At 32.9% G+C, this 13,116-nt stretch carries 13 protein-coding genes; 5 read left to right on the top strand and 8 right to left on the bottom strand.

The window, feature by feature from the left end; genetic code table 11:
* Nucleotides 1–29: 29 nt before the first annotated feature.
* Nucleotides 30–725: a peptidylprolyl isomerase gene (locus IEV10_RS07660; RefSeq protein ID WP_188374087.1), complete on the bottom strand. Its 696-nt coding sequence runs from the start codon at nucleotides 723–725 to the stop codon at nucleotides 30–32.
* Between the two features lie 2 nt (nucleotides 726–727).
* Between IEV10_RS07660 and IEV10_RS07665 the strand changes: the two genes are divergently transcribed.
* Both IEV10_RS07665 and IEV10_RS07670 read left to right on the top strand, forming a co-directional pair.
* A complete protein-coding gene (locus tag IEV10_RS07665; RefSeq protein ID WP_188374088.1) occupies nucleotides 728–1,369 on the top strand; it encodes an NUDIX hydrolase in 642 nt (213 codons plus the stop codon).
* Nucleotides 1,370–1,417: 48 nt separating this feature from the next.
* Nucleotides 1,418–2,215 carry a lysophospholipid acyltransferase family protein gene (locus IEV10_RS07670; protein WP_188374089.1) on the top strand — a complete coding sequence of 266 codons (798 nt, stop codon included), beginning with the start codon at nucleotides 1,418–1,420 and terminating at the stop codon, nucleotides 2,213–2,215.
* On the opposite strand, the gene IEV10_RS07675 is transcribed toward IEV10_RS07670, so the two are convergent.
* From IEV10_RS07675 to IEV10_RS07685, 3 genes are all read right to left on the bottom strand, one after another.
* Entirely contained in the window at nucleotides 2,192–2,344 is a 153-nt protein-coding gene (locus IEV10_RS07675; RefSeq protein ID WP_188374090.1) for a hypothetical protein, read from the bottom strand. The two genes, IEV10_RS07670 and IEV10_RS07675, sit on opposite strands and share 24 nt — an antisense overlap.
* Nucleotides 2,345–2,511: 167 nt before the next feature.
* Nucleotides 2,512–3,153: a DUF8845 family protein gene (locus IEV10_RS07680; protein ID WP_188374091.1), complete on the bottom strand. Its 642-nt coding sequence runs from the start codon at nucleotides 3,151–3,153 to the stop codon at nucleotides 2,512–2,514.
* 4 nt (nucleotides 3,154–3,157) lie between these two features.
* Entirely contained in the window at nucleotides 3,158–3,652 is a 495-nt protein-coding gene (locus tag IEV10_RS07685; protein WP_188374092.1) for an RNA polymerase sigma factor, read from the bottom strand.
* A gap of 233 nt (nucleotides 3,653–3,885) precedes the next feature.
* Between IEV10_RS07685 and IEV10_RS07690 the strand changes: the two genes are divergently transcribed.
* Complete coding sequence (locus tag IEV10_RS07690; RefSeq protein WP_188374093.1) at nucleotides 3,886–6,036, top strand: TonB-dependent receptor; 2,151 nt, start codon at nucleotides 3,886–3,888, stop codon at nucleotides 6,034–6,036.
* A 75-nt stretch (nucleotides 6,037–6,111) separates the two neighbouring features.
* Here the strand turns inward: IEV10_RS07690 and IEV10_RS07695 are convergent, their stop codons facing one another.
* Nucleotides 6,112–6,669: a thioredoxin family protein gene (locus tag IEV10_RS07695; protein WP_188374094.1), complete on the bottom strand. Its 558-nt coding sequence runs from the start codon at nucleotides 6,667–6,669 to the stop codon at nucleotides 6,112–6,114.
* A gap of 20 nt (nucleotides 6,670–6,689) precedes the next feature.
* On the opposite strand from IEV10_RS07695, the gene IEV10_RS07700 reads away from it, so the two are divergent.
* Nucleotides 6,690–7,025: a tRNA-binding protein gene (locus IEV10_RS07700; RefSeq protein ID WP_188374095.1), complete on the top strand. Its 336-nt coding sequence runs from the start codon at nucleotides 6,690–6,692 to the stop codon at nucleotides 7,023–7,025.
* Between the two features lie 26 nt (nucleotides 7,026–7,051).
* Here the strand turns inward: IEV10_RS07700 and IEV10_RS07705 are convergent, their stop codons facing one another.
* From IEV10_RS07705 to IEV10_RS07715, 3 genes are all read right to left on the bottom strand, one after another.
* Nucleotides 7,052–9,556: a M14 family zinc carboxypeptidase gene (locus IEV10_RS07705; protein ID WP_188374096.1), complete on the bottom strand. Its 2,505-nt coding sequence runs from the start codon at nucleotides 9,554–9,556 to the stop codon at nucleotides 7,052–7,054.
* A 95-nt stretch (nucleotides 9,557–9,651) separates the two neighbouring features.
* A complete protein-coding gene (locus IEV10_RS07710) occupies nucleotides 9,652–10,041 on the bottom strand; it encodes a PUR family DNA/RNA-binding protein (RefSeq protein WP_188374097.1) in 390 nt (129 codons plus the stop codon).
* A 67-nt stretch (nucleotides 10,042–10,108) separates the two neighbouring features.
* Entirely contained in the window at nucleotides 10,109–11,863 is a 1,755-nt protein-coding gene (locus tag IEV10_RS07715) for an ABC transporter ATP-binding protein (RefSeq protein WP_188374098.1), read from the bottom strand.
* Between the two features lie 131 nt (nucleotides 11,864–11,994).
* Here IEV10_RS07715 and IEV10_RS07720 point away from each other — a divergent pair, with 131 nt between their 5' ends.
* The gene (locus IEV10_RS07720; protein ID WP_188374099.1) at nucleotides 11,995–13,098 is read left to right on the top strand and encodes a Glu/Leu/Phe/Val family dehydrogenase; all 1,104 of its coding nucleotides are present in this window, start codon (nucleotides 11,995–11,997) and stop codon (nucleotides 13,096–13,098) included.
* The last annotated feature ends 18 nt before the right edge of the window (nucleotides 13,099–13,116 follow it).

The following is a 13,116-nucleotide window of genomic DNA, read 5'->3' on the forward strand; positions in this document are numbered from 1 at the left end:
TTATGAAAATTGAAATTTTAGAATCTTAATTATTCTATAATTTCAACAGTTTTTATATAGACACTTTTTACAGGCCATTCACCATCGTCAGTTTCAACGGCATTAATTTTATCAACCACATCCATACCACTAATCACTTCTCCAAAAACGGTATAATCACCATCTAAAAAAGGGGCGCCTCCTTTTCTGTTTACAATAAAGAACTGATATGGTGAAGCCAATTTATATGGGTTTTCAATCTCGCTACTAGGCATTGATACTGCACCGCGTTTATGCTTATAACCATTTTTTGTATCTGGTGGTAATAAGTACCGTCCAATTTTTTTACGACGCTTGGCAATGTTCATACCATCACTACTACCACCTTGAATTATAAAATTTGGAACTACACGATAAAATTGTGTATAATCAAAATACTTTTGTTTTGCCAGAAATATAAAATTAGCACGATGGAACTTTGTTTTTTCATAGAGCAGAATATCAATGTTACCAAAGTCTGTAACAATGCGCACTTTATTTTCTTTATGAGCTTCAGAATAATCCAAAAAGAATTGCAAAGCATTATCATCCGTTAATTTTGGGTATTTACGCTCTTGCTTTTTTTTCTTTGGGACTTCAGTTTTTACTGTAATTGTGTCCTTTTCGACTTTGGTGTTTTGTTTTGAAGTTTGTTTATCTTCACAACTCAATAAAACACAAACACAACAAAAAAGTAGAATTCTCATAAATGGACTTTAATACGTTTTTAGAATCAATTGTAAATATAAAACATCTTCCACTTTTAGGGGAAGAAGCACATGCAAAACTATCGCCACCTTACCGATTAGATTTAGCTGAAAAATATAAAGAAAAAAGAAAGTCGGCATCAAAAGCTGGTGTAATGGCATTATTTTATCCTGATGAGAATCGTAAAACACATTTGGTATTTATACTGCGAAAATCATACAAAGGTGTACATTCAGCACAAATTGGCTTTCCTGGAGGAAAATTTGAGAAAACAGATTTGGATATTATGGAGACAGCACTTCGTGAAACAGAAGAAGAAATTGGCGTACCAACAAAACAAGTAGAAGTACTTAAAACCTTATCGCCACTATATATTCCGCCAAGTAATTTTATGGTACATCCTTTTTTAGGCATTTCTAGAGACACATTACAATTTGTAAAACAGGAGACTGAGGTCGAGGAAATTCTTGAAGTTAGATTAAATGACTTTTTAGATGACCGCAATATTGTAAGCACAAAAGTGCCAACGAGTTACAATGTGGAAGTTGAGGTACCCGCTTTTAAACTTAATGGGCATATTGTTTGGGGAGCAACAGCTATGATGCTTAGCGAAATTAAAGTATTATTAAAAGACATACTCTAAGTAGTAGATTTTCTTACATTTGCTATCCGACTAACTAGATTTGATATTATGGGTTTATTCAAAACCAATCCTTTTGGGCATATTCTTTTTGTAAAAAAATGGCTAATCAGAATCTTGGGTTTATTAACTCATAGGCGCTTTAGAGGTTTTAATGACTTACAAATTGAAGGCTCCGAGATTATTAAAAACTTACCAGATACTAACGTACTTTTTATATCTAACCACCAAACATATTTTGCTGACGTTATTGCCATGTTTCATGTATTTAATGCTAGTCTTAGCGGACGATTAGACAACATTAAAAATGTGGGTTATCTCTGGAACCCTAAACTAAACATGTATTATGTTGCTGCTAAGGAGACTATGAAGTCTGGTTTGATTCCTAAAATTTTTGCTTATACAGGTTCTATAAGTATTGAACGTACTTGGCGTTCGCAAGGAAAAGATATAAACCGTCAAGTAAAGATGAGTGATATTAGTGCTATAAAGAAAGCGCTAGATGATGGTTGGGTAGTAACATTTCCACAAGGAACTACAACACCTTTTAAGCCTATTAGAAAGGGTACAGCACATATTATTAAACAATACAAACCAGTAGTTGTACCTATAGTTATTGATGGTTTTAGACGTTCATTTGATAAGAAAGGACTCCGAATTAAGAAGAAGAATATCTATCAATCTTTTGAAGTAAAACAGCCTTTAGAAATAGATTATGAAAATGAATCAATTGCTGAGATTGTTGAAAAAATAGAATATGCCATTGAGCAGCATCCTTCATTTTTAAAGGTAATTCCTCAAGAAGAGCTAGAAGAAAGAGAACGTTTAAATAAGCTTAGAGATTGGTAAATCAGTTTTTGCGCTTTCAACTTTAGTCTTAAAACCTATGGCATCATCAATACTCACTGCTATTGTTTTATACGTCTTTCTACTTCCATACAAACCAGTAATTGTATTGACTTTATTTAAGTGAATCATTGTATTGTGGCTTTCTAGACCACCAAGTAGAGATAGCTTTTGAAAATCTTTATTAGCTTCAGATATAAAAAATGTAGATGTACTAACTAAATAGAGTGATAAGAATGATATAATACAACAAAACTTAAAATTGTTGTTTTCCGTTGTAGAGTCATATATTTTTTAATTTATACTTCTAACTTTTTTAATTCTTTATAATTATGATTTAAACGCTTTAATAAAATCCCATATATTAACCAGTAAAATAATAGTAAAAAACCTATAGCTATGGCTAGCAATAGTAAGGTTACGATTATAATACCTGCATAGAATTTAAACATTTCTCCATTTGCAGTTGCTTTAGAGACTAATTCTTGCGTGGTGCTGTCATGGTCTATAACATAGAAGACTCCATAAACTGTGGATATAACCAAAAAAATCAAATTAAAGTAGACATACATTTTCACGGTACGTCTAGTCTTTAAAATATTTTTCATCAATCGACGTGAATTATCAATGCTAGAAATATTCTTATAATTCATATAAAATCGATATAAGAAATAAAGCAGAATAATGGAGCTAAAAATGCTAAGTACAGTGAATGCTGTACTGGATTCTAAAGATTGAACCTTCTCACTAAATGCAGTGCCTTTAAGGGCAAAGGCAATTACAAACCAAAACGCAAATTCAATTAAGCTTATATAGAAAATCCATTTTACAATACTCGACGATTTGGCATGAGACATATTGTAAATCTCATCGTATGTGAGCTCGGGATATTCAACCGCATCACGCTGCCAATCTTTTTTTAATAATTCTAACTCATCCATAATCTTACGGATTTAATATTGTTTTTAATTTCTTTTTTACACGGTTCATCTTTACTCGTGCATTAACCTCAGTAATACCAAGGGTAGCACTAATTTCTTTATAATCTTTATCTTCAAGATATAAGAATACAAGTGCTTTTTCTATATCATTTAACTGGTGTACTGCATTGTACAACAGCTTTAATTGTTCTTCTTCTGTACGATCATATTCTTCCGCTTTTATTTTAAACTGGTAAGCATCAAAATCATCAGTTTGTATACGGCGTTTAGACTTTCGATATAATGTAATAGCCGTATTTAAGCCTACTCTATACATCCAAGTACTGAACTTACTATCACCTCTAAACTTTGGATACGCACGCCATAACTGTATGGTAATCTCTTGAAAGAGATCGTTATGCGCATCCTGATTATTGGTATAAAGCCTACATACTTTATGCACAATATTCTGATGTTTTTGAAGCTGCTCTACAAAGCTATGTTCAAGTTCTTTATTCAATAGTTTCTGGTGGTTGATTTAGTTACTCTGTAAGTAGTCAAAGATATACTTATGTTACACTTATAAAGATAAAATTTAGAAATAAATACGTATTGATTTACTTACAGACACAAATATGCATAAAAATGCAATTCGTCATAAAAAAAATACAGTTCGGTAATTTATAATTTTTAATGTCTTCAAAAGAGAAGAAGTTTGCTTCATCAATTAACACGAACAGTAAATCATCAATCATGAAGTATTTATCAATCATTTTATTTATAGCTTTTGGCCTTATCAGCCAAGCTCAAACAACAATTTCAGGAAAAGTCATAGACACTAAAGGAAATCCAATATTTGGCGCTAACGTATACCTAGACGGCACTTATGATGGTGCTACAACTATGGAAGATGGTAAGTTTTCTTTTGAAACTAAAGAAACAGGGACTCAGTCTTTGGTAGTTTCTTTCTTATCCTATGAGACAAAAATAGTAACATTAGATACTTCACTATTAAACAAATTAGAAGTTAAGCTACGCGAAGATGTGAATGCTTTAGATACAGTGGTGTTATCTGCAGGTACTTTTGAAGCTAATGATAATAGTAAAGTTTCTGTATTAAAACCCTTAGATGTGGTGACTACAGCAAGTGCTCTTGGTGATTTTGTTGGGGCGCTACAAACCTTACCAGGGACATCTAACAATGCTGAAGATGGACGGCTTTTTGTACGTGGTGGTGATGCAGGTGAAACTCAGATTTTCATTGATGGTATTCGAGTATTTACGCCTTATACACCAACCACTAATAATTTGCCAACTCGAGGTCGCTATTCGCCATTTTTATTTGATGGGATTACATTCTCAACTGGTGGTTATTCTGCAGAATATGGACAAGCCTTATCTAGTGTATTATTACTAAATACTATAGATGAGCCAGACCAAGAAAAGACAGATATTGGAATTATGACGGTTGGTGCCGCACTTGGTAATACTCAAAAATGGGAAAAAACCTCATTGAGTGTTAATGCAACTTATATAAACCTAGCACCATATTTACAAGTTTTTGAAGATAGAAATGATTGGGAAAAACCATTTGAAGCTGCTCAAGGAGAAGCAGTGTTTAGACGTAAGTTTACAAATGGAACCTTAAAATTTTATGCCGCTTTTGATACTACAAATTTTGAATTAACTCAAGAAGACATTAATGAAGCTGATGGATTACAGTTTAAATTAAATAACAAAAACTTTTATACAAACGCATCTTACAAAGGTATATTAGACAATAATTGGAGTATAGTTACAGGCTTAAGTTATACCCATGCAAAAAATAAAATAGGTGTTGAGATCAATGATATAGATGATACTGAAAATTCGTTTCATGCTAAGCTGAAGCTTAAAAAACGTTTCAGTAGTAGGTTTAAACTAAATTTTGGCGTGGAGCAGTTTTTAACTGATTTTAATGAAGATTTTTCTAATTCATTTTTTAGTGATTCATACGGATTTAATAACAACATAACTGCTGGTTTTGCAGAAGCAGATTTGGTGTTTTCAAAAGACTTAGCCTTAAAAGTAGGCTTAAGAGCAGACTATAGTTCTATTTTTGAAAGCTTTAATCTAGCGCCACGTACAGCATTAGCCTATAAAGTATCTGATAATTCTCAAGTGTCTTTGGCTTACGGTAACTTTTTTCAGAATCCAAGTGCAGGTGCTTTAAAATTTACTCAAGATTTAGTGCCACAGAGAACAGACCACTACATATTTAATTACCAGTATGTTAATGATGGTCGTATTTTTAGAGCAGAGTTGTATCGAAAAGATTATGACAACTTGGTAAAATTCGATACTCAGTTTGAGCAGCCTAATAGTAATTTTAATTCAGACGGTAGTGGATACGCTCAAGGCTTAGATGTTTTTTGGAGAGATAACACAAGTATTAAAAACTTAGATTATTGGGTGAGCTACTCGTTATTAGATACACAGCGTAATCACCGTAATTTTCCTAATGCTGCTCAGCCAAACTTTGCGAGTAAGCATAATTTCTCTGTAGTAGGTAAATATTGGGTAGAGCGCTTAAAAAGTCAAATAGGCTTGGATTATGTGCATGCTTCTGGTCGACCATATACTGATCCAAATACAAACCAATTTTTGGGAGCTCGCACTAAAAGTTTTAATAATATAAGTTTTAATTGGGCGTATTTAATAAGTCAGCAGAAGATTTTGTACTTCTCAGTAAATAATGTGTTTGGGTTTAATAATATAAACGGTTATCAATATGCAAACACGCCGAATGCAAATGGTAATTTTAATAGACGCGCATTAACACCTGCTGCAGACCAATTCTTTTTTGTAGGATTCTTTTGGACGATTAGCGAAAAAGGAACTGACAATCAGCTGAATAATCTTTAAGAGTGAAAAGTTATAAATGAAAAATTTAAAGAGTCTAGTATCTCTTTTCTAACAGCGAAGCGGTCTAGATTCTTTTTAATTTTTCCACTTAATATTACAACCCATACTTGGTTTTTGATTTGGGTTAATGTGCTCTTGGTTTATAAGAGCATCAATTGCAGCACGTATATCTTTGCCGGTAACAGGAATTCCATTTCCTGGTCTTGAGTCATCTAATTGACCTGCATAAACGAGTTCTAATTCGCTATTAAATAAAAAGAAATCAGGAGTGCATGCTGCATCATAAGCTTTTGCTATATCCTGAGTTTCGTCATATAAATAGGGGAAAGGATAGTTGCTCTCTGTTGCATGTTTGCGCATCAGTTCTGGTCCATCTTGAGGATAGTTAATCACATCATTGCTAGATATGGCAATACAGTTAATACCATTAGAGCTATAATCGTTAGCTAATTTCACCAATGCTTCATTAACATGAATTACAAAAGGGCAGTGATTGCAAATAAACATTACAAGTGTGCCATTAGCACCTTTAAGCTCAGTTAATGATTTACATATATTATCTTTAGTGTCTACCAAATCGAAATTTGGTGCTTTAGTACCTAATGGTAGTATATTTGAAGGCGTTAATGCCATAATTTTTGTAGTTTTAATTTATGGATAAGATACTAACATTTGAAGATTTTACAAAAGTAGATTTACGCGTAGGTACAATAGTAGAAGTCAATGATTTTCCTGAGGCTAGAAACCCTGCATATCAATTAACTATTGATTTTGGAGATTTAGGCGTTAAAAAATCCTCAGCACAGATTACGACACTTTACAGCAAAGAAGATTTATTAAACAGGCAAATAGTGGCTGTAGTTAACTTCCCCAAAAAACAAATTGCCAAATTTATGAGTGAATGTTTAGTTATGGGTGCTGTAAAAGAAAAAGATGTGTACCTGTTACATCCTGAAACTAAAGTTAGAAATGGCAGTACGGTAAACTAAAAATTTTAAGTTTATGAGATACTAAATTACAATTCTTCTCTAAAAAATATAGCGTTCATCAACAGCTTATTTGTACCATACCAAAAAGCTCTAAAGTTCGTATTATCCGTAAATGCAACAACATTCCCTCGTCCATAATTGCCAATTTTTAATGGTACAGTACCAGAAATACTATCTAAATTTTGTTTCGATATATAACCACTCAGTAGTGGGTTTTTAGAGTATTGTATTGGATTATCGTAGCTGTTTTTATTTGGTTTTACAAATAATGTAGTATTTCTAAACATTGGTAATGTACTGTTGTTATAACCAAAATTTATAGGATGAGAACGGTCGATTTCAGCTTCAAAAATAGCGCCACCGATGACTTGAGCACCTCTAAAATCACTACGTTGCTCTCTTGTAATATTTTTGGCAACTAGTTTAGGTTTCTTAAATTCTATTTTCAATAGTTTTTTGTCATTTATGTAATTTAATGCACGTCTGTAGCCTATCAGAGTACCACCGTCTCTAATCCAAGATTGAAGTTTTTTAGTATTGCCTTCATCTAACCCAGAACCATTGACCATAATTATGGTATTGTAACGGCTTATGTTTGCTCTTGAAAAATTCTTAGTATCTAATTTTGTTACAGGAATATTGTATCTAGTATCCAATAAATGCCAGATTTCGCCTGCATCATAAGATGTCATGCCATCACCAACTAATAGTGCAATTTTAGGAACTTCCAATGGTCTAAAATTATTACTTCCCAAATCAATACCATCATTAAGACCAGTCGAAACGGTATCTAAAGTCAAATGACTTTCTTGTGCTAGTTTGTCTAAAAACGTATGCAATTGCGATGCAGATAATTTTTGATTTTGTACAGGAATCATCAAAGTACCATAATCGTATGATTTACCATTGGCGTTAAATTGCTTTTGACTTACTTTAGCTCGAATCCCTTTTCTTAAAAGGGCATATAGGAATTTTGGTGTATAATATTCGTTCCATTCGGTGAGATAGGCATAATTGCTTTTTGAGTTAGCACCACCATTTCTAAATTTTAAATCTGTAACTACAGCACCAGCTTTAGCTGTTGAGGTTTCGGCATAATCCAAATTAAAAGCTAAAGGGAATGACCAAGCAGAAATATCATAGAACAAACTGTCTTGGAATGTTGTACGTTTTTCGAACATGGCATTAATTAATCGTGTGTTATTCTGATTCTTTGGCACGATATAACTATAGCCTTTTTTAAATTGCTTTCCATCGACCTCAAAATTATCATCAATATCATGAAATTTAATGTTATGACGTTTTAATATTTCTGCCATATGATACGTTCGCGCAGCATCTTTTTCATCGCCAAAAACAATAGCTTTATTGCCTTCTTTATTGCCTTCGTTTCTAGCATTTTTAAAGAAGTTGGCCTGATAATTAAGAATATCAGTACGCATAGCATTTGCTGCCTCAAGTGTAGAAAGAGCAGCAGTAAATTGATTTCTAATTGTAAAAGGAAATGTTAGTATACCATTTACACTTTCTTGGATATGTCCACGGGAACTTGCTTGCTCAAACAAAATACCAATACCGCCATTAATGTCAGGAAAGGTAGATCCTTTGCCGTAGTAAAAATCGTCAAAGCTTTCTTCCGAATAGTAAAGTGAGCCTATCTTATCTAATGCTTTGGCATGATAGGTTGCTATTTGCTTAGTTAATGCTTGATTTAATTTTGGCGTTAGTGGGTGCGTTCTTGATGGGATTCCAGGTTGAAAGAAAAAACTTGAATTTGTTCCCATTTCGTGATGATCTGTTAAGATATTAGGCATCCACTCATGAAACGTTTTTATACGGGCTCTAGACTCAGGAAGCTGAACAGGAAGCCAATCTCTATTCATATCAAACCAATAATGATTTGTACGCCCACCAGGCCAAATCTCACTATATTCTCTATCGTTTGGGTCTGGGTTTAAATTTTGACTTCTATTGGTATTTGCCCAATACGCAAAACGCTGCAAACCATCAGGATTAAATGACGGGTCAAAAAGAATTACAGTATTGTTTAAAAGTTCATTGATTTTTGGTCCTTGAGCTGCTGCTAAATAGTAGGCAACTGCTAAAGCTGCATTAGATCCGCTTGGCTCATTGCCATGAATAGAAAAACCTTGATAAACGACAATAGGTCTATCAGTAGATATGTTGTCAGTTTTAGTGGCATCAATATGCGACTTTTGTATTGCTTCTATATTTGAGTGATTGTTTGGGGATGTTATCTTTAATAATAATAAGGGTCTGTCTTCAAAGGTTTTTCCTCTGTTTTCAATAATTATTCTATCTGATGCATCTGCAAGTGCATACATGTATTGTACAAGCTTATCATGAGTAATGTGCCATTCACCAACTTCATGCCCTATGATACTTTTTGGTGTAGGAATTTCAGAATTATATTGTACATCTTGGGGAAGATAATAGGACAAATTGAGAGTTTCTTGAGCAAATAATGTAGATGAAACTACTGTAAATAATAGTAATAGAATGCGACGCATGTGAGTGAGTTTGGTTAGTTTTTTTTGACAAGGTATAAAAATAAAAAAACCGTTACAGAGGTAACGGTTTTTAATATTATTTAACAAGATAAGTTCTAAATGTCATCAAAACTGATATCAGTAAAACTTTCTGTGCTTGTGTCTTCAGAAGTTTTTGCTTCTTGTGCTACAAACTCATTATCTTCTCTTTTAAAATCTTTTTGATGACGCTCGCTAATGACTTCTTCACCTTTTTCATTGATAATGTAATCTGTCATTTCAGCTAAAATCTCTCTAAACTCAGAGAAATCTTCTTTGTATAGGTAAATTTTGTGCTTCTTATAATGAAACGAACCATCATCGTTAGTAAATTTTTTACTTTCTGTAATAGTTAGGTAATAATCACCTGCTTTTGTCGCTCGTACATCAAAGAAGTAAGTTCTACGTCCAGCTCGTAATACTTTAGAATATATTTCTTCTTTATCCATCATTTCGTAATCGCTCATAATTTGAGATTTGAGTTTTAAATTCAATCCAAAAATCTAAAAAAAAAGTATAGTAACCAACAAATAGTTACATTTCTTTTTCGGAGCGTTGTTTAATGTATAAGTCTTTGTAGTAACCATCTATTTCTTTGAGGGTTTTGTGTGTTCCTTTTTGAATAATTTTCCCCTCGTCTAAAACAATAATTTTGTCCGCATTTTTAGCAGAAGAAATTCGATGGCTTACAATTATAGTTGTTTTGTTTTTAGAGACACGCTCAAGATTTTTAAGTATTTTTTCTTCAGTTTCTGTATCTACTGCTGATAAGCAATCGTCAAATAGTAAAATCTCGGGTGACTTTATAATGGCTCTTGCAATAGAGACGCGTTGCTTTTGTCCTCCAGAAAGTGTAATGCCTCGTTCTCCTAAAACGGTTTCATAACCATTTTTAAAACCAATTATATTTTTGTGGACCTTAGCATTTTTAGCAGCTTCTATAACGTCATCATCAGTAGCATCTTCTTTACCAAATTTAATGTTGTTTTTAATAGAATCCGAAAATAGAAAAGCATCTTGAGGAACATAACCAATACTCTCTCTAAGGCTATAAAGGTTTAGCTCTGTTATTTTTTTATGATCTATGAGGATACTTCCATTTTCAGTGTCATATAATCTACCTATTAAATCAAGAATAGTAGACTTGCCAGAACCAGTCATGCCTAATATGGCAAGCTTCTCTCCAGACTTTAAATCAAAACTTACATTCTTTAATGCGGTAATATTAGTATCAGGGTAGGTAAACGTAACATTGTTAAATGTAATAGCACCATCTATCTTCGTTGGGTTATCAACCGTATTCTTTATTTCTGGTTCTTGTTTTAAAAACTCATTTATACGTTTTTGAGAAGCTTCAGCCTGTTGTACAATAGAGGTCACCCAACCTACAGTTGCTACTGGCCAAGTCAACATGTTTACATAAATGATAAACTCAGCAATAGTACCTATGTTCTCAATTTCGCCATCTATATATTGTTTACCGCCAATAAAAATGACTAATAAATTACTAAGACCAATAAGCAAAATCATTAATGGAAAGAAAAGTGCTTGCACCTTAGCTAAATCTATTTGTTTTTTTCTATTACCTACTGACAAATGCTCAAACTCAGTATTAACACTAGGTTCAATAGTATAAGACTTTATTACAGAAATACCACTAAACTGCTCTTGTGTAAACGAAGAAAGACCAGATAATGATTCTTGTACGACTTTACTTCGATGATTTATTAAACGACTTAGTTTATATATTATGAAAGATAATATAGGTAAGGGTAGCATGGTATAAAGCGTAAGCTTTGGTGCCGTGCTAATCATATAGGTTAGTGCTACTACAAAAAGAGTGATAGTATTAATTGTATACATAATAGCTGGGCCAACATACATGCGTACTTTTCCAACATCTTCACTAATACGATTCATTAAATCTCCTGTTCTATTTGCTTTATAAAAACTTAATGATAGTACTTGGTAATGTTTATAGACTTCGTTTTTTAAATCAAACTCAATATAGCGAGACACGTTAATAATAGTCTGGCGCATTAAAAAGGTAAATAATCCAGCAATAATAGCTGCACCTATGAGATATAAGATATTAATCAGGAGTTGATCTTCAAAAACGTCAAGAGATATTTTTCCATTGACTTTATCAGATATGACATTGATAGAGTTTCCGATTAATCGCGGTGTAAACAGCGCAAAAATCTTTGCAACTATTGTAATGAAAATACCAATAACAAGTCTATATCGGTATTTGTAAAAATATTTATTTAGATGTTTTAATGCTTTCATTAAAAATAAAAGATGACAAAGCTATTGCTATAATCTTATTTTTCAGTTAATATTTTGCTAATGCTTTAATAATAATTTATTTTTGCACGCTGTTTTTAAATAATCTGCAACAGCAATAAAATAAAAAAAGCATGACAACAGACCTTATTGACGCAAAAGACTTAGTAAAAGCTGACCCAGTTTTTGGGCAAATGTCATTTGATGACCATGAACAAATTGTTTTTTGCAATGACAAAGATACTGGTTTAAAAGCAATAATTGGAATACATAATACAGTTTTAGGACCAGCTCTTGGAGGTACTAGAATGTGGCAATATAATAGTGAGTGGGAAGCATTAAATGATGTTTTACGCTTGTCAAGAGGAATGACTTTTAAGTCTGCAATTACTGGCCTAAATTTAGGTGGTGGTAAAGCTGTAATTATAGGAGATGCCAAAACTCAAAAAACACCAGAATTAATGCGTCGTTTTGGAGAGTTTGTACACTCTTTAAGCGGACGTTACATTACTGCTGAAGATGTTGGTATGGCAACTGAAGATATGGATACTGTAAGAGAAGTTACGCCTTTTGTCACTGGTATTTCTGAAAGTAAAGGTGGCGCAGGTAATCCTTCACCAATTACTGCTTATGGTGTTTTTATGGGAATGAAGGCTGCTGCTAAATATAAGTATGGTTCTGATATTTTGGAAGACAAAAATGTATATGTTCAGGGAATTGGTAATGTTGGTGAAGCTCTAGTTGAACATTTAGTAAATGAAGGTGCAAAAGTTACGATAGCTGATATTAGTGAAGAACGTCTTGAAGAGGTTAAAGCAAAATATGGTGTAAGTATTTATCGAGGAAACGACATTTATAGTGAAAACATGGATATCTATGCACCTTGTGCATTAGGAGCCACTGTAAATGATAATACTATAGACAGGCTAAAGGCAGATATCGTTGCTGGTGCAGCAAATAACCAATTAGCGGATGAATTAAGACATGGTAGAATATTGCAAGATAGAGGTATTCTATATGCTCCTGATTTCTTAATTAATGCTGGTGGTATTATCAATGTTTATGCTGAGCTAGAAAACTATGATAGAGCAGAGATTATGCGTAAAACTGAGAACATTTATAACACAACTTTAGAGATTTTTGAAAATGCTAAGTCTAACAATGTGACAACACACAATGCAGCATTAAATATTGCTAAAGATCGTATCGAAACTCGAAAAAGAGAAAACGCAAAATAATTTTTTAGAATAGTAAGA

This window comes from Winogradskyella haliclonae, assembly GCF_014635865.1.
Classification (GTDB): Bacteria; Bacteroidota; Bacteroidia; order Flavobacteriales; family Flavobacteriaceae; genus Winogradskyella; species Winogradskyella haliclonae.

Coding starts and splice junctions, on each gene's coding strand:
- IEV10_RS07690 (WP_188374093.1), top strand. CDS start 3,886: ATGAAGTATTTATCAATCATTTTATTTATAGCTTTTGGCCTTATCAGC.
- IEV10_RS07700 (WP_188374095.1), top strand. CDS start 6,690: ATGGATAAGATACTAACATTTGAAGATTTTACAAAAGTAGATTTACGC.
- IEV10_RS07705 (WP_188374096.1), bottom strand. CDS start 9,556: ATGCGTCGCATTCTATTACTATTATTTACAGTAGTTTCATCTACATTA.
- IEV10_RS07720 (WP_188374099.1), top strand. CDS start 11,995: ATGACAACAGACCTTATTGACGCAAAAGACTTAGTAAAAGCTGACCCA.
- IEV10_RS07680 (WP_188374091.1), bottom strand. CDS start 3,153: ATGGATGAGTTAGAATTATTAAAAAAAGATTGGCAGCGTGATGCGGTT.
- IEV10_RS07695 (WP_188374094.1), bottom strand. CDS start 6,669: ATGGCATTAACGCCTTCAAATATACTACCATTAGGTACTAAAGCACCA.
- IEV10_RS07710 (WP_188374097.1), bottom strand. CDS start 10,041: ATGAGCGATTACGAAATGATGGATAAAGAAGAAATATATTCTAAAGTA.
- IEV10_RS07660 (WP_188374087.1), bottom strand. CDS start 725: ATGAGAATTCTACTTTTTTGTTGTGTTTGTGTTTTATTGAGTTGTGAA.
- IEV10_RS07715 (WP_188374098.1), bottom strand. CDS start 11,863: ATGAAAGCATTAAAACATCTAAATAAATATTTTTACAAATACCGATAT.
- IEV10_RS07665 (WP_188374088.1), top strand. CDS start 728: ATGGACTTTAATACGTTTTTAGAATCAATTGTAAATATAAAACATCTT.
- IEV10_RS07675 (WP_188374090.1), bottom strand. CDS start 2,344: ATGATTCACTTAAATAAAGTCAATACAATTACTGGTTTGTATGGAAGT.
- IEV10_RS07670 (WP_188374089.1), top strand. CDS start 1,418: ATGGGTTTATTCAAAACCAATCCTTTTGGGCATATTCTTTTTGTAAAA.